Origin of the sequence: Pseudoxanthomonas kaohsiungensis, from assembly GCF_010211765.1 — a bacterium.
Classification (GTDB): Bacteria; Pseudomonadota; Gammaproteobacteria; order Xanthomonadales; family Xanthomonadaceae; genus Pseudoxanthomonas; species Pseudoxanthomonas kaohsiungensis.
Genome location: NZ_PDWO01000004.1, coordinates 34453 through 54559 on the forward strand (window position 1 = coordinate 34453; position 20107 = coordinate 54559).

The window sequence follows — 20107 nt, forward strand, 5'->3', positions numbered from 1 at the left end:
GGGGTGTCCCGGGGAACAGCAAGGGGGCAGGGGTCAATACCACCCGTGACAGGCATCCCAGCCTGCGCAAGGGGGTGTTGCCAAGCCTGAAAAAACCGTTATCTAATGCGCGGGCACAGGTAGTTCAGCCAAGTGCCCGTCGGCAGGGGAGAAACCGTGGGGCTCATCCCGAAAAGTCAGTCGCCGCTCATAGGCGTCGACATCAGCTCGACTGCGGTCAAGCTGCTGCAGTTGTCGCGCAGTGGAAACCGCTACCGCGTGGAGCATTACGCGGTCGAGCCGTTGCCGCCCAATGCCGTGGTCGAGAAGAACATCGTCGAGGTCGAGGCGGTGGGCGAGGCCATCCGGCGCGCGGTCAACCGCTCCGGCACAAAGGTGAAGAACGCCGCTGCGGCAGTGGCGGGGTCGGCGGTGATCACCAAGATCATCCCGATGCCGGCCGAGCTGGACGAGGGCGAACTGGAAGCCCAGGTCGAGCTGGAGGCGGTCAACTACATCCCCTACCCGATCGAGGAAGTGAACCTCGACTTCGAGGTGCTCGGGCCGATGCCCAGCAATCCGGAGATGGTCCAGGTGCTGCTGGCGGCCTCGCGTTCGGAGAACGTCGAGCTGCGCGAGTCGGCGCTGGAGCTGGGTGGCCTGACGGCCAAGGTGATGGACGTGGAGGCCTTCGCGGTCGAGAACGCCTTCGCCCTGATCGCCGACGAGCTGCCGGTGGGACGCGATGGCGTGGTCGCACTCGTCGACATCGGCGCGACCATGACCACCCTGAATGTCCTCCGCGGTGGCCGCAGCCTCTACAGCCGGGAACAGGTGTTCGGCGGCAAGCAGCTGACCGACGAGGTCATGCGCCGCTACGGGCTGACCTACGAGGAAGCCGGCCAGGCCAAGCGCCAGGGCGGCCTGCCCGAGACCTACGAGGTCGAGGTGCTGGAGCCGTTCAAGGAAGCCACCGTCCAGCAGATCAGCCGCCTGCTGCAGTTCTTCTATGCCGGCAGCGAATTCAACCGGGTCGACCAGATCGTGCTGGCCGGCGGTTGCGCCTCGATCGCCGGGCTGCCGGAGATGGTCGAGGAGCAGCTGGGCGTGCCGACCCAGGTCGCCAACCCGCTGGCGCAGATGACCCTCGGCCCGCGCGTGCAGGCGCACGCCCTGGCCCAGGACGCGCCGGCGCTGATGATCGCCACCGGCCTGGCCCTGAGGAGCTTCGACTGATGGCACGGATCAATCTTCTGCCGTGGCGCGCCGAGCGCCGCAAGCAGCGCCAGCGGGAGTTCCAGGGCATGCTCGGCCTGGCCGCGCTCGCCGGCGTCCTGCTCTCGTTCCTGGTCTGGTTCTACTTCACCCAGCAGATCAGCGGCCAGCACGAGCGCAACAGCTTCCTGCAGGCCGAGATCGCCAAGGTCAAGCTGCAGAACGAGGAGATCAAGGAGCTCGACGCCAAGAAGGATCGCCTGCTGGCGCGCAAGAAGGTGATCGAGGAGCTGCAGGCCAACCGCTCGCAGATGGTCCACCTGTTCGATTCGCTGGTGCGCACCATCCCGGATGGGGTGACGCTCAACAACATCAAGCAGGAAGGCGAGATCCTCACCTTGCAGGGCAGCGCGCAGTCCAACGCGCGGGTCAGCGCCTACATGCGCAACCTCGAGGTTTCCGGCTGGATGACCAAGCCGGATCTTTCGATCATCGAGGTCAAGAAGGACGACAAGAACGCGCCTGTGGCCACCAGCGCCAGCCGGACCCTGCCCTATTCCTTCAGCCTCAAGGTGCAGCTGGCCAACCCGAACGCGGCCACGGCGGAGGGGGCGGTGCCCGCCACGGGCGAGGCAGCGGTGGACGGTGCGCCGGCACCCGCCGCCGCACCTGCAGCGGCGCCGGCCGCCACGCCGGCGAGCGCGCCTGAAACAGCGCCCGCCACGCCCGCCACGCCCGCCGACACGACACAGCCGCAACCGGCCGCGCAGACCGAGGGGAGGCCGGCGTCATGAGCCAGAAGAAGAAAGTCAAGATCAGCGACCTGGATTTCAACAATATCGGCGGCTGGCCGCAGCAGGCGAAGATCGTCTTCTGCGTGCTGCTGGCGCTGTTCATCCTGATCATGTCCTACCTGTTGCTGATCCGCGGCAAGGTCGAGGAGCTGCGTGGCCTGGAGAGCCAGGAATCGACGCTGCGCAAGGAGTTCGAGGACGAGCAGGGCAAGGCTGCCAACCTGGAGCCGCTGCGCCAGCAGCTGGCGCAGATGGAACAGGTGCTGCAGCAGATGCTCCGGCAGCTGCCGAGCAAGACCGAGATGCCCGACCTCATCATCGACATCTCGCAGACCGCGCTGTCCTCCGGCCTGGCCAACGAGCTGTTCCAGCCGGGACCGGAAACGCCCAAGGAGTTCTACGCGGAGAAGCCGATCGCACTGCGGATGGTCGGCAACTACCACCAGTTCGGCGCCTTCGTCAGCGGCGTGGCTTCGCTGCCGCGCGTGGTGATCCTGACCATGCACGATATCCAGCTGCAGCCGAAGGATGGCAAGGCGATCACCCGTGGCGGTGCGCTGGAACTGTCCGGTACGGTGAAGACGTACCGTTACCTGGACGAACTTGAAATCGCAGAGCAGGAAAAGGCGGCCCAGCAGGCGGCGGGCGCCAATGGCAATAGCGGTGCGGGTGCCAACACCGGAGGCGGCGCATGAGCATGGAGCGGAACCGTGGTAACCATGCGCTTCGCTGGCTGGGGGCCGGAATGCTCGTGCTCGCACTGGGGGCCTGCGGCCGCGGCGTGACCAGCACGCCGGGCGAAGCCCCCAACCTCGAGAAGTGGGTTGCGGACGTGCGCGCGCGTCCGGCGCCGCCACTCGATCCCTTGCCGGTGATGCAGCAGTTCGAGACTTTCGAGTACGCCGCACAGGACTTGCGCGATCCGTTCAGCGACGCCTGGGCCAATCCCGATGGCGGCTCGGGCCTGCGCCCGGATCCGAACCGGCGCAAGGAACCGCTTGAACAGTACCCGCTGGACAGCCTGGACATGGTGGGCACGATCGGTGCCGGCGGTGGGCTGGTCGCGCTGGTAATGGCGCCGGACCGGGTGACCCACCGGATCCGTCCGGGCGCCTACCTGGGGCAAAGCGACGGTCGCGTGACCTCGATCGCCGAGGACAAGATCGAACTGGTTGAACTGGTGCCCGATGGTGCGGGCGGCTGGCTGGAACGTCCGGCCTCCATCGCGCTCGAAGATCAATGATTAGGGGATAGCACGATGACCTTTTCCAATGCCCAGAGCCTGAGCAGCGCCCGGCGCCCGGCAATCATGCGGGCCTGCGGCCTGGGGCTCGCGCTTGCCCTGGCTGCACCCTGCCTGGCCGCCGCCGCCAATCCAGCGGCCCAGCCCGCCGCCGCGACCGCCAAGTCGAAGGTGGCCCAGATCGACTTCAAGCGCGGCGACGGCGGCGCGGGACGGCTGATCCTGCGCTTCGACGGCGAGGGCGCCGCACCGGACCTGCGCAACCAGGACGGCAGCGTCGTGGTCGACGTGGCCAACGCCACGCTGCCGGCCGACCTGCAGCGGCCGCTCAATGTGGTCGACTTCGCCACCCCGGTCCAGCGCATCGATGCCAAGTCCTACGGCGGCGGTACCCAGCTGGTGCTGAGCACCCGCGGCGAGTACGAGTCGCTGGCCTACCAGACCGGCAACGAATACGTGGTCGAGATCACGCCGCGTACCTCTACCGCGGCAGTGGGCGCGGTGAGCGGTCCGGGGGTGAGCAGCGCCCAGGCCAGGCTTGCCAAGCAGGGCTACTCCGGTCGCCCGGTGACGTTCAACTTCCAGGACGTGCCGGTGCGCACGGTCCTGCAGCTGATCGCCGAGGAATCCAACCTCAACATCGTCGCGTCCGACACGGTGACCGGCAACGTGACCCTGCGCCTGGTCAACGTGCCCTGGGACCAGGCCATGGATATCGTCCTGCGCGCCAAGGGCCTGGACAAGCGCCGCGACGGCAGCGTCATCTGGGTGGCGCCACAGCCGGAGCTGGCCGCGTTCGAGAAGGCCAAGGAAGATGCACGCATCGACCTCGAAAACCGCGTCGACCTGGTTACCGACTACATCCAGATCAACTACCACAACGCCGCGGCGATCTTCAAAGCGCTGACCGAGGCCAAGGGCATCGGCAACCAGGGCAGCGGCGGCGGTGGCGGCGGCAACGACCAGGAGAACGGCTTCCTCTCGCCGCGCGGCCGCATCGTCGCCGACGAGCGCACCAATACGCTGATGATCAGCGACATCCCGAAGAAGGTCGCGCAGATGCGCGAGCTGATCAACGTGATCGACCGGCCGGTCGACCAGGTGCTGATCGAGAGCCGCATCGTCATCGCCACCGATTCGTTCGCCCGCGACCTGGGCGCCCGCTTCGGCGTGCAGGGCCGCGAGATCGGCAACAACACCCGCGTCATCAGTGGTTCGCTCGAGAACAACGTCAACATCATCCAGAACGGCGAGTACGAGATCCCCGGTGGCCTGAACTTCGACCTGCCGGCAACCACCGCCAGTGGCATGAACGTCGGCGCGCTGGCGTACACGCTGCTCGGCGCGAACTTCGCCATCGACATCGAGCTGTCCGCGCTGCAGCAGGAAGGTCGCGGTGAAGTGCTCTCCAACCCGCGCGTGGTGACCTCCAACCAGCGCGAGGCGGTCATCCGCCAGGGCCGCGAGGTCGGTTACGTCACCCTGACCGGTGGCGGCAACCAGGCGTTCCCGACCCCGACGGTCGAGTTCAAGGACGTCGTGCTCGAACTGAAGGTCACCCCGACCATCACCAACGACGACCGCGTGTTCATGGCCGTCCACGTGACCAAGGACGAGGTGCTGCGCTTCATCGACACCAGCATCGGCCAGGTCCCGGAAATCGCCACCCGCGAGATCAACACCGCGGTGCTGGTGGACGACGGCCAGACCGTGGTGATCGGCGGCGTCTACGAGTTCACCGACGCCAACAGCGTGGCCAAGGTGCCGTTCCTGGGCAACGTGCCGTTCCTGGGTGCGTTCTTCAAGAAGACCAGCCGCAGCAAGGACAAGGCCGAACTGCTGATCTTCCTGACCCCGAAGGTCATGCGGGTCGAGAAGCGCGGTGGGATGACGCAGGCGGTGCCGCAGGTCGAGATGCCGCAGGCGCGGCAGCCGCGCGGATAGGGAACGGGGCCTTCGGGCCCCGTTTCACGTTCCGGGGTCCGGTTTTCGGAGCCCGGCGCCGGGAACCACAGGCCTGCCGGATCGGTCAGAATCGGGGCATGGATACTCTCGACGCTGCTTCCAGTCCCGTCGCCGGCTCCGGCCCGCATGCGGCCTTCCTCCGTCTGCGTGACCAGCTCTCGGCGGAAATTGTCGGCCAGTCCGCCCTGGTCGAGCGCCTGCTCGTCGCGTTGCTGGCCGACGGCCACCTGCTGGTCGAAGGCGCTCCCGGCCTGGCCAAGACGACCGCGATCCGCACGCTGGCCGCACACCTGGACGCGGAGTTCGCCCGCGTCCAGTTCACCCCCGACCTGCTGCCGGCCGACCTGACCGGCACCGAAGTCTGGCGGCCCCAGGAGGGACGCTTCGAGTTCCAGCCAGGCCCCGTCTTCCACCCGCTGCTGCTGGCCGACGAGATCAACCGCGCGCCGGCCAAGGTCCAGTCCGCGCTGCTGGAGGCGATGGGGGAGCGGCAGGTGACCGTGGGGCGCCACACCTACGCGCTGCCGCCGCTGTTCCTGGTGATGGCCACGCAGAACCCGATCGAACAGGAAGGCACGTTCCCGCTGCCCGAAGCGCAGCTGGACCGGTTCCTCATGCACGTGCGCATCGGCTATCCGGATGCGGGCATGGAGGCGGAGATCCTGCGGCTGGCGCGCGAGCGCGCGCGGCAGACGCTGCAGGCCCCGCCGCCGCCGATCGAACGCATGCCGCAGGCGCAGGTGTTCGCCGCGCGCGAGCAGGTCCTCGACCTGCACGTGGCGCCGGCCCTGGAACGCTACCTGGTCGAACTGGTCCTCGCGTCCCGCGACGCTTCCCGCTACGACGCCGCGCTCGGCCGGCGCATCGCCTGGGGCGCAAGCCCGCGGGGCTCGATCGCGCTGGAACGTTGCGCGCGCGCCAGAGCCTGGCTGGCCGGACGCGACTACGTCACCCCGGACGACATCCGCGCCATGGCACCGGACGTGCTGCGCCATCGCGTGCTGCCCAGCTACGAGGCGCTGGCCGAGGGCTGGGATGGCGACCGCCTGGTGGCCGCGCTGCTGGAACGGGTGCCGCCGCCGTGAGCGGGCGCGGCCCGGCCTCCGCCGCGGCCGATGCCGTAACGCCAGGCATCATGCCGACGCTGGCCGAACTGGTGGCGCTTCGCGCCCAGGTGCGGCGTGCGCCGCAACCAAGGCGGGGCCGCCATGGCGTGCACGGACCGGCGCCGTCGAGCCTGCGTGGCCGCGGCATGGAGTACGCCGAATCGCGCGAGTACACCATCGGTGACGACGTGCGCCGGATGGACTGGCGCCTGACCGCGCGCAGCGGCCGCGCCCACACCAAGCTGTTCCAGGCCGAGCGCGAGCGGCTGACCCTGCTGGTCGCCGATACCGATCCGGCGCTGTACTTCGGCACGCGCGTGCGCTTCAAGTCGGTGCAGGCCGCGCGCGCCGGCGCGGTCGCCGTGTGGTCGGCGCTGCAGTCCGGCGATCGCATCGCGGCCCTGCGCGGCGGCGAGCCGGCGATCCCGCCGGCGACCGGCATGCGCGGGGCCATGCGCGTGCTCGACGCGCTGGCGCGCTGGTATGCGCGCCCGCCCGGGGACCAGTCCGGCCTGGACATGGCGCTCGAACATGCGCAGCGCCTGCTGCGTCCCGGTGCCCAGGTCGTGGTGCTGGCCGACCCGGTGGCGGCTTCGCGCGTACCCCCGGTTCGCTGGACCGCGCTGGCGCGCCACCACCAGGCCACACTGGTGCTGCTGCAGGATCCATTGGAAACGGCGCCGCCGCGGCGCGAGCTGGCGTTCCGCGCCGGGGCGCGCCGGCTGCAGCTGGGGCTGGACAACGCGACCGTCCGCCTGCGCTGGAAGCAGGCGCTGGTCGCGCCGGCCGAGGAACTCGTGCGCACGCTCCCCTCGCTCGGCTGGCAGGTGCGTTGCCTGTCCACCGACGCCGAAGCGGCGGATTGGCTGGCGCCCCGGGACGCATCGCTGCGGGACGAAGACCGCGTCGACGCAGCCGTGGTCGACTGAAGAAGATCCATGGACCCGAGCCGACTGCCCTTGCGCGACGTGCACCTGACCGCAGCCCCGTCCTGGTGGCCGCCGGCCGCGGGCTGGTGGCTGGTGGCGGCGGCGCTGGTCGCGGCCGCGCTGGCATGGATTGGGTGGCGGGCATGGCGGGCCGCGCGGCGTCGGCGCTGGGCGCGCTGGTTCGACGCTTCCAGCGCCGAGGGTGGCCTGCCCGAGCGGTTGGCGGCGATGTCGGGCCTACTGCGGCGCGCGGCTCGCCGCCACCGGGCGGGCGCCGAGCGGCTGCAGGGGGAGGACTGGCTGCGATTCCTCGACGGGACGGCCGGCGCTCGCTTCAGCGATGGCCCGGGACGCCTGCTCCTCGAAGGCGGGTTCCGCCGCCGGCTCGACGACGGCGAGTTCGCCGCCGTTTCGGCCCTGGCCCGCGCCCGCTTCCTCGAGCTGATGGAGGGCCGGCGATGAGCGGAGCATGGGTTGCCGCCTGGCAGGAAGGGTTCGCGGGCTTCGCCTGGCCCTGGGCGTGGGCGCTGCTGCCCCTGCCGCTGCTGGTGCGCCTGCTCCTGCCCGCGCGCCGCAGCACCGCGCCTGCGTTGCGCGTGCCCTGGTCCGGACGGCTGGACGGCGTCGCCGGCGTTTCCGCGCGGCACGCCCGCATCGGCTGGGTGCTGCCGCTGCTGGCCTGGGTGCTGCTTTGTACCGCCGCCGCCCGCCCGCAGCAGCTCGGGCAGGCGCAGTCGCCACCGCGCGAAGCGCGCCAGATGATGCTGGCCGTGGACCTGTCCGGCAGCATGAGCGAGACCGACATGGAGCTCGGCGGCCAGGTGGTGGACCGGCTCACCGCGGCCAAGGCGGTGATCGCGGATTTCCTCGACCGCCGGGCCGGCGACCGCGTCGGCCTGCTGGTATTCGGCCAGCGGGCCTACATGCTGACGCCGTTGACCCTGGATCGCGATTCGGTGCGGCTGCAACTGCGCGACAGTGTGGCCGGACTGGCCGGACGCGAGACCGCCCTGGGCGATGCCATCGGCCTGGCGGTCAAGCGCCTGCGCGAGCAGCCCGAAGGCCAGCGCGTGCTGATCCTGCTGACCGACGGGGTCAATACCGCCGGCGTGCTCGACCCGGTCAAGGCGGCCGAGCTGGCGCAAGCCGAGGGCGTACGCGTGCATACGATCGCGTTCGGCGGCGGGGGCGCGGCGCTTTCGCTGTTCGGGGTGCCGCTGCCGATCCAGGGCGGCGAGGAGGTCGACGAGGAGACCTTGCGCCGCGTCGCCGCGATGACCGGCGGCCGCTTCTTCCGGGCCCGCGATACCGCGCAGCTGGCGGGCATCTATTCCGAGCTCGACCGGCTCGAGGCGGTGGCGGTGGCGGCTGCACCGGTGCGGCCGCGGATCGAACGCTATCCGTGGCCACTGGCCGGCGCACTCGTGCTCGCCATGCTGGCGTTCGCCGCTTCGCGGCTCACGACCGGAAGGCAGGTCGCATGAACATCGCATCGCCTTCCTGGCTGCAGACGCCGGAGCTTCATTTCCACCGGCCGCTCTGGCTGCTGGCGTTGCTGGCGCTGCCGCTGCTGTGGTGGCTGTGGCGCCGGCGCCGGCAACAGGGCTGGCGCGATGCGGTCGACCCGCATCTGCTGCCGCACCTGCTCGAACCGGGTCGCGGCAGCGCGTGGCTGCGGCTGGCCGGCGTTTCCATGGCCTGGACATTGGCGATCGTCGCCCTGGCCGGTCCCGGTTGGCGCCAGGAGGAACAGCCGCACTGGGAATCACGCGCCCCGCTGGTGATCGCGCTCGACCTGTCGTCGGCGATCCTGGCGACCGACATGGCGCCCACGCGCCTGGCCCAGGCGCGGGCCAAGGTCGAGGCGCTGCTGCGCCAACGCCAGGGCGGCGAAGTCGGCCTGGTCGCCTGGGCCGAGGACGCCTACACGGTCGCGCCCCTCACCGCCGACGGCGCCAACATCGCCCTGTTCCTGGACGCGCTTGCGCCGGAGGTGATGCCGGTCGACGGGCATCGTACCGACCGGGCGATCACCCACGCCGCCACGCTGCTCAACCAGGCCGGTTTCGACCACGGCGACATCCTGCTGGTCACCGGCGAGGCGGAGCCGTCCGCCACCCGGATCGCCGCGGCGGTTGCGGCGCAGGGTTACCGGATCTCGGTGCTGGGTCTCGGCGGTGCGCGCGGTGGCGAGTATGTCGACCGTGGAGGCGTCACCCGCCAGGCCCGGCGCGACGACGCTTCGCTGCGCGCGCTGGCCGATGCCGGTGGCGGCCGTTACGCCGCGCTCGCCATCGACGATGCGGACCTGCGCACGCTCGCGGTCCTGGATCCCGCCGCGGCGGGCACCAACGTACGGGGCAGCGGGCAGCGGGCATGGCTGGACCAGGGCTACTGGCTCCTGCTGCCGCTGCTGGCGCTGGCGGCGCTGGCGTTCCGGCGCGGTGCCGGCGTGCTGGCCGCAGTCCCGCTGGCCGTGCTTGCCACGAGCCTGGCGCTCGCGCTGCCGGTACCTGCGCAGGCGCAGGAGCAGGCGCAGGCGAGCGACGCCGATGGGGGTGGCTGGTGGCGGCGCGCCGACCAGCAGGCACAACAGCGGATCGAGCAGGGCGTGGATGCCTACCGCCAGGGCGACTTCGCCGCCGCCGAACAGGCCTTCGCCGCCGCGGGTGCGCGGGGTGCCGACGCGCAGTACAACCTGGGCAACGCACTGGCGCGACAGGGCAGGTACGACGACGCCATCGCCGCCTACGATCGCGCGCTGGCACGGGCGCCGGGCATGGAGGACGCCATCGCCAATCGCCAGGTGGTCGAGGCCGCGCGCAGGCAGCAGCCGCCCGGCGGCGGGCAGGGCCAGCGCGGACAGCAGGGGCCGAAGCAGTCCGGCAAGGACCAGGCGCAGGATCCGGCGCAGCCGCAGTCCGGCGGCGAGTCCCCTGCGGGCGGGAACCCGGATCGGGCGCGTGGGCAGGATGAGCGGCCCGGACAGCCGGAAGGCGCGGAAGGACAGCCGCCCCCCAAGGCGGATGACGCGCAGGCGCATGAGCGCCAGGCGCAGGCCGATCGCGAGCAGCGCGAGCGCATGCAGCAGGCGCTGCAGCAGGGACAGGGCAAGGAGCCGGTGCAGGAGCAGCCCGAACACGAGGACGCGCAGGCGCGCGAGCAGCGCCAGGCGCGCGAAGCGTGGCTGAGGCGCGTGCCGGACGACCCGGGTGGCCTGCTGCGTGCCAAGTTCCGGCTCGAATACGAGCGCCGCCAGCGGGAAGGACAGTGAGCATGCGATCCTCGGCGGCATCCGCCCGTTTCCACACAGCTGCGCCTGGCGCGGCTGCCGGTCGCGTGGGCAGGGCCGCGTTCCTGCTGCTGGCCGCCCTGGCGAGCATGGCCGGCCTGTCGACCGCGCACGCGGAAACGCGCGCCTGGCTCGACCGCAACGCCATCGCGCCGGGCGAGGCGGTGACCCTCAACATCGAGACCGACCAGCCTGGCAGCGCACCCGACTACACGCCGCTGCGCGACGCCTTCACCCTGGGGCCGCCCTATCGCAGCCCGGCCACCGGCAACCGCACCCTGTTCGGCATCGCGCTCACCCCGCGTCGCGAGGGCGCGGTGGACATCCCCGCGCTGCAGGTGGGGGCCGAACGGACGGCACCGCAGAAGCTGAGCGTTTCCGCCGCGCACGCCTCCGCGCCGGTGCCGCGCGGCGACGTCTTCCTCGAATCGCGGGTCGACGATCCCGCGCCTTACGTGCAGCAGAGCCTGGGCCTGACCGTGCGCCTGTACTACGCCACGCCGCTGCTGTCCGGCGAGCTGGCCCAGGATGCACCGGACGGCGCGTCGTTGCAGCGGATCGGCGACGATGTGCAGAGCAGCCGCGAAATCGGCGGACGCCGCTACCATGTGGTCGAGCGCCGTTACCTGCTGGTGCCCGAGCGCAGCGGGCCGCTGGAGCTGCCGCCCTCGCGCTTCCGCGGCCAGGGCGCCGGCGGGTTCTTCGACGACTTCTTCGGCACCGATCGCAGCCTGTCCGCGCAGGGCGCGGCGCAGACGCTGCAGGTGCGGCCCCAGCCCGATGGCGCGCCGCAGCCCTGGCTGCCACTGCGCGACCTCGAACTCGAGTACGGAGCCAGGCCGGATCGGGCGCGCGCAGGCGAGGCGGTGGAGATCGTGGTCGAAGCGGTGGCGCAGGGCGCCACGGCCGCGCAGTTCCCCGAGATCCCGGCGCCGCAGGTCGAGGGCGCGCAGGTCTTCGCCGATCGCGCGGAAACCACCGAGCGCTTCGTCGATGGCGGTCCGCAGCTGACCGTGGTGCGGCGGTTCTCGGTGGTCCCGCTGCGGCCGGGTCCGCTGCGCGTGCCGGGGACGCGGCTGGCGTGGTGGGACGTGGCAGCGGGTTCGGCGCAGGTGGCGAGCCTGCCGGACCTGTCGCTGGAGGTTGCGCCCGGCGTGGCCGGTGCGTCGCAGGCGGCGCCAGCGCCCACAACCGCGCCGCCGACCACGTCGCCGGCCACGATAGCGCTGCCAGCCGACGGGACGCTGCCCCGTTCGCCCTGGTTCCGGGTGGCGGTGGCGTTCGCGCTGCTGTGGCTGGCGACGCTGGCCTGGATGCTGTGGCGGAAACGGGGCAGCGGTCATCCGGTCCTCGCGGCGGGTGAGCGCGACCGGCCGGCGGTGCCGTCGACGGCGGACCTGCGCCGGCTGCTCGACGCCGGCAGCTTCGACGAGGTGGTCGGCCTGCTGCAGCGCATGGCGGTACCTGCAGCGGCCGACCTGGATGGAGTGATCGCCCGCCTGGACGATCCGTCGCAGCGCGATGCGCTCGATGCCATGCGCCGTGCGCTGTGGGCCGGGCAGGGCGAGCCTTCCGCGGCCCGCGCCGCGCTGCGTGCCGCGTTCCGCGACGGCCCGCGCTGGCGCGCGCCGCCGGTCGTCGATCCCGCGCCGCTGCCGCCGCTGTATCCGCCCTGAGGTCGATCCGAAGCTGTTTGCTAAGCTGCCGGCTGCTTTTTTCTCCGGACCTGCGCGCATGACCCAGACCACTCGCCGCCCCTGGCCGATGCCGTGGAAGATGGGCCTGGGCTTCGGGCTGGGCCTGGTGCTGGGCCTGCTGGTCCACCTGACCGCGGGAGCCGAGGCCGACTGGGTGCAGGCCTTCACCACCTGGGTGACGACGCCTGCCTCGCGTCTGTTCCTCAACCTGATCTTCATGCTGATCGTGCCGCTGCTGTTCTCGGCGCTGGTCATGGGCATCGCCGAGATGGGCGACATCCGCGCGCTGGGCCGGATCGGCTGGAAGACCCTGGCCTATACCGTGGTCCTGTCCGGTGTGGCGGTGCTGCTGGGGCTGCTGCTGGTCAACGCGTTCAAGCCCGGTGCCGGCGTCGACCCGGCGCTGGCGCAGCAGCTGCTGGTGCAGAACGCCGAGCGCAGCCGCGAGATCGTGGCCAGCGTCGACACCCAGCCGCGCGGCATGGACATGGTCCTGTCGATCGTGCCCAGCAACGTGGTCCAGGCCGCCTCGGAAAACGGCTCGATCCTGGCGCTGATGTTCTTCGCGGTGATGTTCGGCGTGGGCATGGTGCTCACCCCCGACAGCAGGGTGGCCACGCTCAAGCGCGGCATCGAGGGCATCTTCGAGATCTCGATGACCCTGATCGGGCTGGTGATCCGGCTGGCGCCGTACGCGGTGTTCTGCTTCATGTTCAACCTGGCGGCGATCTTCGGCTTCGACCTGCTGTTGCGGCTGGGCGCGTACGTGGGCGTGGTGGTGCTGGCGCTGGCGCTGCACATGTTCGGCACCTATTCGCTGGCGGTGCGCATGGTCGGACGTTCGCCGGTGAAGTTCTTCCGCGACATCCAGGAAGCGGCGGTGATGGCGTTCTCCACCGCCTCGAGCAACGCGACCCTGCCCACCGCGCTGCGCGTGGCCGACGAGATGGGCCTGCCGCCGAAGGTGTCGCGCTTCGTGCTGACCGTGGGCGCCACCGCCAACCAGAACGGCACCGCGCTGTTCGAGGGCGTGACGGTGCTGTTCCTGGCCCAGTTCTTCGGCGTGGACCTGACCCTGGGCCAGCAGTTCATGGTGATGCTGGTGTGCATCCTCGGCGGCATCGGCACCGCCGGCGTGCCCTCCGGCTCGCTGCCGGTGGTGGCGCTGATCTGCGCGATGGTCGGGGTGGACCCGATCGGCATCGGCCTGATCCTGGGCGTGAACCACTTCCTCGACATGTGCCGGACCACGCTCAACGTCAGCGGCGACCTGACCCTGGCCACGCTGGTCGCGCATCGCGAGACCGATGCCGCGCTGTCGGCGCCATCGCCGCAGCCGGGCACCGCACCGGGCTGACCGCGCCGCCGGAACGCCTCGGTGGCGGCCATGCGCAGCACCGTGGGCCGGTGGTTTCATCGCAAACCGGGCGCGCGCGGCCCCCGTACCGGTCCGGATCCGCTTTTTTTCGCCACCCGGCAGGACAGGAGTGGACAAGGGATGGGACAATGGGCGGCCCGCAGCGCCGCGGGTGCCTGAAGACCACGCCGATCCCCCATGACGACGCCTACCCGCCGCCAGCTGGCCAACGCCATCCGTTTCCTCGCCGCCGACGCGGTCGAAGCCGCCAAGTCCGGGCATCCGGGCATGCCGATGGGCATGGCCGACATCGCCGAAGTGCTCTGGAACGACTACCTGCAGCACAACCCGTCCGATCCGCACTGGGCCAACCGCGACCGCTTCGTGCTGTCCAACGGCCACGGCTCGATGCTGCACTACGCGCTGCTGCACCTGAGCGGCTACGAGTTGCCGATCGAGGAACTGAAGAATTTCCGCCAGCTGCACAGCAAGACCGCCGGCCACCCCGAGCGCCATGAAACCCCGGGCGTGGAAACCACCACCGGTCCGCTGGGGCAGGGCTTCGCCAACGCGGTCGGCTTCGCCCTGGCCGAGAAGCTGCTCGCGCAGCGCTACAACCGCGAAGGCTTCGACGTCGTCGACCACCGCACGTGGGTGCTCATGGGCGACGGCTGCATGATGGAAGGCATTTCGCACGAGGCCGCCTCGCTGGCCGGCACCTGGGGCCTGGGCAAGCTGACCGCGTTCTGGGACGACAACGGCATCTCGATCGACGGCGAGGTGCACGACTGGTTCACCGACGACACCCCGGCGCGCTTCGAGGCCTACGGCTGGCACGTGGTGCGCGGCGTCGACGGGCATGACCCGGCGGCGATCAAGGCCGCGATCGACGCCGCCCTGGCCGTCTCCGACAAGCCCAGCCTGATCTGCTGCAAGACCGTCATCGGCTTCGGCGCCCCGCACAAGGCCGGCAAGGAGGAATCGCACGGCGCGCCGCTGGGCAAGGACGAGCTGGAAGGCGCGCGCCAGGCGCTGGAATGGCCGTACGCCGCCTTCGAGGTGCCGGAGGAAATCTACGCCGGCTGGCGCGCCAACGATGGCAAGCAGCGCCAGGGCCAGTGGCAGCAGCTGTTCGACCGCTATGCCCAGGCGCACCCGGACGCGGCGGCCGAACTGGCGCGCCGTTCGCGCGGCGAGCTGCCGGCCGACTTCGCCGCGCAGGCCGACGCCTACATCGCCCAGGTCCAGGCCGAAGCGCCGACCATCGCCTCGCGCAAGGCCTCGCAGAACGCGATCGGCGCCTTCGCTCCGCTGCTGCCGGAAATCATCGGCGGGTCGGCCGACCTGGCGCCGTCCAACCTGACCCAGTGGAAGGCCAGCAAGTCGGTCACCGCGGCCGATGCCGGCGCCAACTACGTGCACTATGGCGTGCGCGAGTTCGGCATGAGCGCGATCGCCAACGGCATCGCCCTGCATGGCGGATTCCTGCCGTTCGACGCGACCTTCCTGGTGTTCAGCGACTACGCGCGCAACGCGCTGCGCATGAGCGCGCTGATCCCGGCGCACGTGATCCACGTCTACACCCACGACTCGATCGGCCTGGGCGAGGACGGCCCGACCCACCAGCCGGTCGAGCACCTGGCCACGCTGCGCTACATCCCCAACAACGACGTCTGGCGCCCGTGCGACGCGGCCGAGTCGGCGGTGGCATGGAAGGCGGCGATCCTGCGCCAGGACGGCCCCAGCTGCCTGGTGTTCAGCCGCCAGAACCTGCCGCACCAGCCGCGCAGCGACGCGCAGCTGGCGCAGGCCGCGCGCGGCGGCTACGTGCTGGCCGACGCCGAAGGCGGCACCCCGGACGTGATCCTGATCGGCACCGGCTCGGAAGTCTCGCTGGCGGTGGAAGCCAAGAAGGTGCTCGACGCCGCGGGCCTGAAGACGCGCGTGGTGTCGATGCCGTCCACCGACGTGTTCGACCGCCAGGACGCGGCCTACCGCGAATCGGTGCTGCCGAAGGCGGTGCGCAAGCGCGTGGCGGTGGAGGCGGGCGTGACCGACTTCTGGCGCAAGTACGTCGGCCTGGACGGCGCGGTGGTCGGCCTGGACCGCTTCGGCGCGTCGGCACCGGCTGGCGACCTGTACAAGTACTTCAACATCACCACCGAGGCGGTGGTCGAGGCGGCCAAGGCGCTCTGAGCGAGCGCTGACGCAACGCTGGGAAAAGGCCGGGCAAAGCCCGGCCTTTTCGTTGGACGCTCACGGCCGCGATGCGGCCTCGCGGCGGGCGGTGCCGCCCAGCAGGGGATAGGGATTGATCGCGGTGCCCTCCCACCAGCGCTTTTCCGGGCCGAGCACGAAGATGGCGAAGTGCAGGTGGGGCACGTCCGGACTGGCGTTCCCGGTCGAACCCACGTAGCCGATCACCTGGCCGCGCTTCACCGCCTGGCCTTCGGCCAATCCATCGGCGTAACGCTGCAGGTGCGCGTAGTAGTAGGCCAGCTCTCCGCCCGGCTCGAACTGGTAGATGGTCAAGCCTCCGCGCGCGCTGTCGAAGAGCTTCTCGACGTGGCCATCGGCGACCGCCAGCACCGGCGTTCCGGCCGGCGCCATGATGTCGATCGCGTCGTGGCTGCGGCCGGCGCTGCGCGCATCGGTGAAGGTGTCCTGCAGCTGCGCGGCCTGCACGCCGGCGACCGGCAACAGCAGGGTGCCGGCAGGTGCGGGGGAAGGCGCATCGCCGCGCGGTGGCGCCGCCGGTGAAGGGGCCGCGACCGGCGGCGCGACGTCGCCGGCTGCCATACGCGCGGTCGGGCGCGGGTCGGGGCGGGCGGCGGGTGGCGTCGTGACCGGCGCCTGCGCGCCGCCCGGCGACGGCGACACGCGCAGCAACCGCAGCGCGCCGTCCTGCCAGGACAGCGCCAGGAGGAGCAGCGCGACCAGGGCGACCGCCAGCGCCATCGCGAGCGGCGACCTCATGCGGCTCCCCGCGGCACGCGGCTGCGTTCGTACACGCTCATTCCTGCAGGACCACCGTGACGCTCGCGTCGACCGCGGCGGCCACCGCCTGGGCGTCCCAATTGGTCAGGCGGATGCAGCCATGTGACTGGGCCTTGCCGACGCTGGCCGGCTCCGGGGTGCCATGGATGCCGTAATGCGGCTTGGACAGGTCGATCCAGACCGTGCCGACCGGATTGTTCGGCCCGGCGGCCAGGGTCGCTTTCTCGTGCCCGGGGTCGGCATCCCAGAACAGGTCCGGGTTGTAGTGGAAGGTCGGGTCCTTCACCACCGTCACGATGCGCCAGTCGCCGATCGGCAGGGGGTCATGTTCGCTGCCGGTGGACGCCGGGTACTGCGCCATCACGCGGCCGCCGTCGTCGAGCAGGCGCAGCACGGAGTCGCTGCGATCCACGACCACGCGCGCGGCCTTGGCCGTGGCGGGCGCCGCCACCGCAGGCACGGTCAGCACGGTGCCGGCGCCGGCGCGGTCCAGTTGCGGGTTCAGCCGTCGCAACAGGGCCGGGCTGGCATGGAAGCGTTCGCCGAGGGCCTCGGCCAGCGACGCATAGCCCAGTGCATCGAGCCTGGCCTTGTCCATCGCATCGTCGGGCAGCGCCCGGTACGGTCCCGTCAGGTCGGCGTCGGTCAAGCGGTACTCGGCCAGCACTGGCGCGGCGTCGCGTTCCAGCGCCGCCCAGGTGGCCGCGTCGGGCTCGCCGGTGACGGGCAGGTCGTGCGCGGCCTGGTAGCCACGCAGGGCGCGGGCCTGGTTGGAGCCGGTGACCGCGTCGATCTCGCCGGGCGAGAAGCGCGCGCGATCGAGCAGGACCTGCAGCCGCAGCCGGGCACCGTCGCCTTCGTGGGTGGCGCGGTCCTCTGCGGATTGCGCAAGTGGCGCGCCATCGGCGGACGCGGCGTCCTGGCCAAGGGCGTGCGGCGACGCGACGGCCACGAGCATGGCGAGGAAGAGGGGGGAGGTACGCATGGGCGACGGTACTCGTTCGGGATGCCGTTACGCTGGGCAGTCCGATGCGGTGCCGGCGTGAAGGCGCGCGGACGTGGTTCAGCGATGTGGAAGATTCGCCAAGCAGGCGTCGGTGGCGGGCGCGCGCAGCGCGTCTCAGGCGAGGTCGTGCTTGCTGCCGCCGCGGCAGCGCGGGGAGTCGGGGACGTTCGCGTCGGCCTGCCATTCGGCGGGCGTGTAGGTGTGCAGGCCCAGGGCATGCACCTGCTGCATCAGCGGGCCCATTGCGGCGTAGGCGGCCTGGTGCCGCTGGATCGCGCGCCGGCCCTCGAACTGCGCGCTGACGATCACCGCCTTGTAATGCGTTTCCAGGCCACGGCTGTGCATGTGGCTCTCGTCGATCACCTCCAGGTGCACCGGCTGCAGGGCGGAGAGGGCCTCTCGGATCTGGTCGGCGCGGGTGGTCATTCGAGTTCCGGAACGGGCTATACGGGGAGAAGGTGGTGGCGCAGGCGCGCGTTTCAATGGTCGCGGGCGGTGCGCGCCAGCGCCAATCCCAGGAGCCGGGCCTGGAACCAGGTGCCCGCGCCCGCGCCGGCATGCAGGTCCATGCGCCGGAGCGCTTCGTCGTCGCGCCCCGGCGTCGCGGTCAGCGCCTGCCACGCGATGCGCAGCTTGCCGGATGTGGTCGCCGTGCTGGCCTGCAGCCAGGCCAGCGCGCGCACCAGCCGCTGCTCGACCGCGGTGAAATCGCTGCCCAGCGGATAGTCGGGCAGGGTGCCATCCCGGCGGAACGGCGCCAGCGACTGGCCCAGCCGCTGCGGCGTGTTGTGCTGCCAGCGTGGCGGCGCGGCGAAGTCGCCGCGCAGCTTGCGTGCCGCCTTCGCCGCGTCCAGCAGCCCGGCCTGCCAGCGCGCATCGGCGATCCCGGCCATGGCCACCACGCAGTCCTCGTCGCTGGCATGGCGCAGGTCGGCGATGCCGTACTCGTCGACGTACAGGTCGCGCAGGTGGCGCGGGATGGTGGCGTGGCCGTAGTTCCAGCGCACGTTGGACTCGCTGCGACCGTGCGCTTCGCGAGTGGAACGGAGCATCAGCACCGAGCGCGCATCGGGCAGGGCATGGGCCATGGCCACGAAGTTGTATTGCCCGCCCACGCCGGAAACCACGCGTCCGTCCTCCAGCGCGTCGGAGACCGCCGCGCCCAGCGCGGTGGCCATCATGCAGCTGTTGAAGAAGCGCGCATCGCGGCGCTGCAGGCGTTCCAGTCCCTCGTCGCCGCCGTAGAGCTGGTTGACCTCGCCGATGCGGCGCATGCCGATCGCCCGGCACTGCACCTCGGGCAGGTCGCGCAGCCAGGCGTAGAAGTCCGGCGAGCCCAGGTAGAAGGCGCCGTGCAGGTATTCGCCGTCGCGCTCCAGGCGTGCATGGTCGCCCAGGTTGGCGGTGCCGTCGGCCAGCCGGCGCATCAGCGCGGCGTCGTCCACCACCTTGCGCCGGATCACGCCGGTTTCGACCAGACGCTTGAAGCCTTCGTTGATCATCTCGCTGCAGCCGTACAGGCCGACCTCGAACGGCCCGAGACCGCCGCTGTCGCGCACGGCCGGATGCGATTCCAGGTCCGGATCGAGTGCGGCCAGCACCTGCCGGTAGCGCGCGTTGTCGGTATGGCGCAGCACCAGCGCGTGGCACAGCGCATCGGCCAGCGCACCGATCCCGATCTGCAGGGTGCCGCCGTCGCGCACCAGCGTGCTGGCATACAGGCCGATGGCGTAGTCGGCGTCGCCGACCGGCTGCCGCGGCAGGCCGAACAGCGATGGATGCGGACCGGGCGGGTCGATCACCACGTCGAAGAAGCCGTCGGGCGCGACCGCGCTGCCGCCCAGCCAGGGCAGTTGCGGGTCGATCTCGGCCACCAGCAGCGGCCGCGGCAGGCCGCGGGCCAGGTGCGCGTCGACGGTATCGGCGGTCAGGTCGGTGTTGCAGGAGAACGACAGCCGGTCGCCACCCGGCTCCCGGGCGACCTTCTGCGTGATCAGGTGCACCTGGCGCGCGGCCAGCGCGGCAGCCACGTGGGTGTAGTTGAGGCTGGCATACCGGCGCTGGGTCTGCGCCGAGTCCAGCAGCGCACCGGACTGCAGGTAGAACTCCTCGACTTCGATATGGGCCGGCAGTGCATCGCGCTTCATCGCCTGCACGTAGGCCAGGCGCGGGAAATCCTCGCCGAAATGGCGCGCCAGGAACGGGCCCAGGAAGCGCGCCTGCAATCCCTTGCCCGGCGAAGGCGGATCCAGCGACAGCGCGGTGTACAGGTGCAGCGGGCGCGATGGATCGGCTTCCACGCGGGCATACAGCGCGTTGAGCAACCGGTGCGGCTTGCCCAGGCCCAGCGGCGCGGCGACGCGCAGGCCAGCCGGCAGCCGCGCCAGCAGGTGGTCCAGCGCCGCTTCGACGTCGGTGAAGTGCAAGGCCATGCGGGCAGCTTAGGGCATCGTGGGCGCGGGGCTCGTGGAGGCCAGGGCCAAAGGCCTCGACGGTGGCCGCGCCGCTGGCCTTATCCATGACGGAG

General features: G+C 71.1%; 17 protein-coding genes. 13 read left to right on the forward strand and 4 right to left on the reverse strand.

Annotated features, from left to right (window positions below; translation table 11 throughout):
• Positions 1–156: 156 nt before the first annotated feature.
• The 13 genes from CSC66_RS05760 to tkt all read left to right on the forward strand — a co-directional run bounded on the left by CSC66_RS05760 (position 157) and on the right by tkt (position 15773).
• Positions 157–1215: a pilus assembly protein PilM gene (locus CSC66_RS05760; RefSeq protein WP_162376449.1), complete on the forward strand. Its 1059-nt coding sequence runs from the start codon at positions 157–159 to the stop codon at positions 1213–1215.
• Positions 1215–1988, forward strand: a complete 774-nt coding sequence (locus CSC66_RS05765; RefSeq protein WP_162376450.1) for a PilN domain-containing protein — start codon at positions 1215–1217, stop codon at positions 1986–1988. Before CSC66_RS05760 ends, CSC66_RS05765 begins: the two co-directional genes overlap by 1 nt.
• Positions 1985–2683 carry a type IV pilus inner membrane component PilO gene (locus tag CSC66_RS05770; RefSeq protein WP_162376451.1) on the forward strand — a complete coding sequence of 233 codons (699 nt, stop codon included), beginning with the start codon at positions 1985–1987 and terminating at the stop codon, positions 2681–2683. Before CSC66_RS05765 ends, CSC66_RS05770 begins: the two co-directional genes overlap by 4 nt.
• 50 nt (positions 2684–2733) lie before the next feature.
• Positions 2734–3231 carry a pilus assembly protein PilP gene (locus tag CSC66_RS05775; RefSeq protein WP_162376634.1) on the forward strand — a complete coding sequence of 166 codons (498 nt, stop codon included), beginning with the start codon at positions 2734–2736 and terminating at the stop codon, positions 3229–3231.
• A gap of 15 nt (positions 3232–3246) precedes the next feature.
• On the forward strand, positions 3247–5175 hold the full coding sequence (locus CSC66_RS05780) for a type IV pilus secretin PilQ (protein ID WP_162376452.1): 1929 nt from the start codon (positions 3247–3249) through the stop codon (positions 5173–5175).
• 98 nt (positions 5176–5273) lie between these two features.
• Complete coding sequence (locus CSC66_RS05785; RefSeq protein ID WP_162376453.1) at positions 5274–6281, forward strand: AAA family ATPase; 1008 nt, start codon at positions 5274–5276, stop codon at positions 6279–6281.
• Between the two features lie 50 nt (positions 6282–6331).
• Positions 6332–7231: a DUF58 domain-containing protein gene (locus CSC66_RS05790; RefSeq protein ID WP_162376454.1), complete on the forward strand. Its 900-nt coding sequence runs from the start codon at positions 6332–6334 to the stop codon at positions 7229–7231.
• Positions 7232–7240: 9 nt separating this feature from the next.
• Entirely contained in the window at positions 7241–7693 is a 453-nt protein-coding gene (locus CSC66_RS05795; protein WP_162376455.1) for a DUF4381 family protein, read from the forward strand.
• On the forward strand, positions 7690–8715 hold the full coding sequence (locus CSC66_RS05800; protein WP_162376456.1) for a vWA domain-containing protein: 1026 nt from the start codon (positions 7690–7692) through the stop codon (positions 8713–8715). Before CSC66_RS05795 ends, CSC66_RS05800 begins: the two co-directional genes overlap by 4 nt.
• Positions 8712–10505 carry a VWA domain-containing protein gene (locus tag CSC66_RS05805; RefSeq protein WP_162376457.1) on the forward strand — a complete coding sequence of 598 codons (1794 nt, stop codon included), beginning with the start codon at positions 8712–8714 and terminating at the stop codon, positions 10503–10505. The genes CSC66_RS05800 and CSC66_RS05805 overlap by 4 nt, the downstream gene beginning before the upstream one ends.
• 107 nt (positions 10506–10612) lie before the next feature.
• Positions 10613–12199 carry a BatD family protein gene (locus CSC66_RS05810; RefSeq protein ID WP_238394310.1) on the forward strand — a complete coding sequence of 529 codons (1587 nt, stop codon included), beginning with the start codon at positions 10613–10615 and terminating at the stop codon, positions 12197–12199.
• Positions 12200–12257: 58 nt separating this feature from the next.
• Entirely contained in the window at positions 12258–13577 is a 1320-nt protein-coding gene (locus CSC66_RS05815) for a dicarboxylate/amino acid:cation symporter (protein ID WP_162376459.1), read from the forward strand.
• A gap of 198 nt (positions 13578–13775) precedes the next feature.
• Positions 13776–15773, forward strand: coding sequence for a transketolase (gene tkt, locus CSC66_RS05820; RefSeq protein WP_162376460.1), 1998 nt, complete (start codon positions 13776–13778; stop codon positions 15771–15773).
• Positions 15774–15833: 60 nt separating this feature from the next.
• Here the strand turns inward: tkt and CSC66_RS05825 are convergent, their stop codons facing one another.
• The 4 genes from CSC66_RS05825 to CSC66_RS05840 all read right to left on the reverse strand — a co-directional run bounded on the left by CSC66_RS05825 (position 15834) and on the right by CSC66_RS05840 (position 20012).
• Complete coding sequence (locus CSC66_RS05825) at positions 15834–16535, reverse strand: M23 family metallopeptidase (protein ID WP_202935610.1); 702 nt, start codon at positions 16533–16535, stop codon at positions 15834–15836.
• Positions 16536–16590: 55 nt separating this feature from the next.
• Positions 16591–17559 (reverse strand): L,D-transpeptidase family protein, encoded by a 969-nt coding sequence (locus tag CSC66_RS05830; RefSeq protein ID WP_238394303.1) that lies wholly within the window; start codon positions 17557–17559, stop codon positions 16591–16593.
• 135 nt (positions 17560–17694) lie between these two features.
• Positions 17695–18006 carry a BolA family protein gene (locus CSC66_RS05835; protein ID WP_162376462.1) on the reverse strand — a complete coding sequence of 104 codons (312 nt, stop codon included), beginning with the start codon at positions 18004–18006 and terminating at the stop codon, positions 17695–17697.
• 53 nt (positions 18007–18059) lie between these two features.
• Entirely contained in the window at positions 18060–20012 is a 1953-nt protein-coding gene (locus CSC66_RS05840; protein ID WP_162376463.1) for an acetyl-CoA hydrolase/transferase C-terminal domain-containing protein, read from the reverse strand.
• Positions 20013–20107 lie beyond the last annotated feature (95 nt).

What these genes read in the sequence shown, in the direction of transcription:
- CSC66_RS05825 (WP_202935610.1), bottom strand. Translation starts at nt 16,535, where the DNA reads ATGGCGCTGGCGGTCGCCCTGGTCGCGCTGCTCCTCCTGGCGCTGTCC.
- CSC66_RS05830 (WP_238394303.1), bottom strand. Translation starts at nt 17,559, where the DNA reads ATGCGTACCTCCCCCCTCTTCCTCGCCATGCTCGTGGCCGTCGCGTCG.
- CSC66_RS05800 (WP_162376456.1), top strand. Translation starts at nt 7,690, where the DNA reads ATGAGCGGAGCATGGGTTGCCGCCTGGCAGGAAGGGTTCGCGGGCTTC.
- CSC66_RS05770 (WP_162376451.1), top strand. Translation starts at nt 1,985, where the DNA reads ATGAGCCAGAAGAAGAAAGTCAAGATCAGCGACCTGGATTTCAACAAT.
- CSC66_RS05835 (WP_162376462.1), bottom strand. Translation starts at nt 18,006, where the DNA reads ATGACCACCCGCGCCGACCAGATCCGAGAGGCCCTCTCCGCCCTGCAG.
- CSC66_RS05780 (WP_162376452.1), top strand. Translation starts at nt 3,247, where the DNA reads ATGACCTTTTCCAATGCCCAGAGCCTGAGCAGCGCCCGGCGCCCGGCA.
- CSC66_RS05840 (WP_162376463.1), bottom strand. Translation starts at nt 20,012, where the DNA reads ATGGCCTTGCACTTCACCGACGTCGAAGCGGCGCTGGACCACCTGCTG.
- tkt (WP_162376460.1), top strand. Translation starts at nt 13,776, where the DNA reads ATGACGACGCCTACCCGCCGCCAGCTGGCCAACGCCATCCGTTTCCTC.
- CSC66_RS05765 (WP_162376450.1), top strand. Translation starts at nt 1,215, where the DNA reads ATGGCACGGATCAATCTTCTGCCGTGGCGCGCCGAGCGCCGCAAGCAG.
- CSC66_RS05790 (WP_162376454.1), top strand. Translation starts at nt 6,332, where the DNA reads ATGCCGACGCTGGCCGAACTGGTGGCGCTTCGCGCCCAGGTGCGGCGT.
- CSC66_RS05785 (WP_162376453.1), top strand. Translation starts at nt 5,274, where the DNA reads ATGGATACTCTCGACGCTGCTTCCAGTCCCGTCGCCGGCTCCGGCCCG.
- CSC66_RS05805 (WP_162376457.1), top strand. Translation starts at nt 8,712, where the DNA reads ATGAACATCGCATCGCCTTCCTGGCTGCAGACGCCGGAGCTTCATTTC.
- CSC66_RS05815 (WP_162376459.1), top strand. Translation starts at nt 12,258, where the DNA reads ATGACCCAGACCACTCGCCGCCCCTGGCCGATGCCGTGGAAGATGGGC.
- CSC66_RS05810 (WP_238394310.1), top strand. Translation starts at nt 10,613, where the DNA reads ATGGCCGGCCTGTCGACCGCGCACGCGGAAACGCGCGCCTGGCTCGAC.
- CSC66_RS05795 (WP_162376455.1), top strand. Translation starts at nt 7,241, where the DNA reads ATGGACCCGAGCCGACTGCCCTTGCGCGACGTGCACCTGACCGCAGCC.
- CSC66_RS05775 (WP_162376634.1), top strand. Translation starts at nt 2,734, where the DNA reads ATGCTCGTGCTCGCACTGGGGGCCTGCGGCCGCGGCGTGACCAGCACG.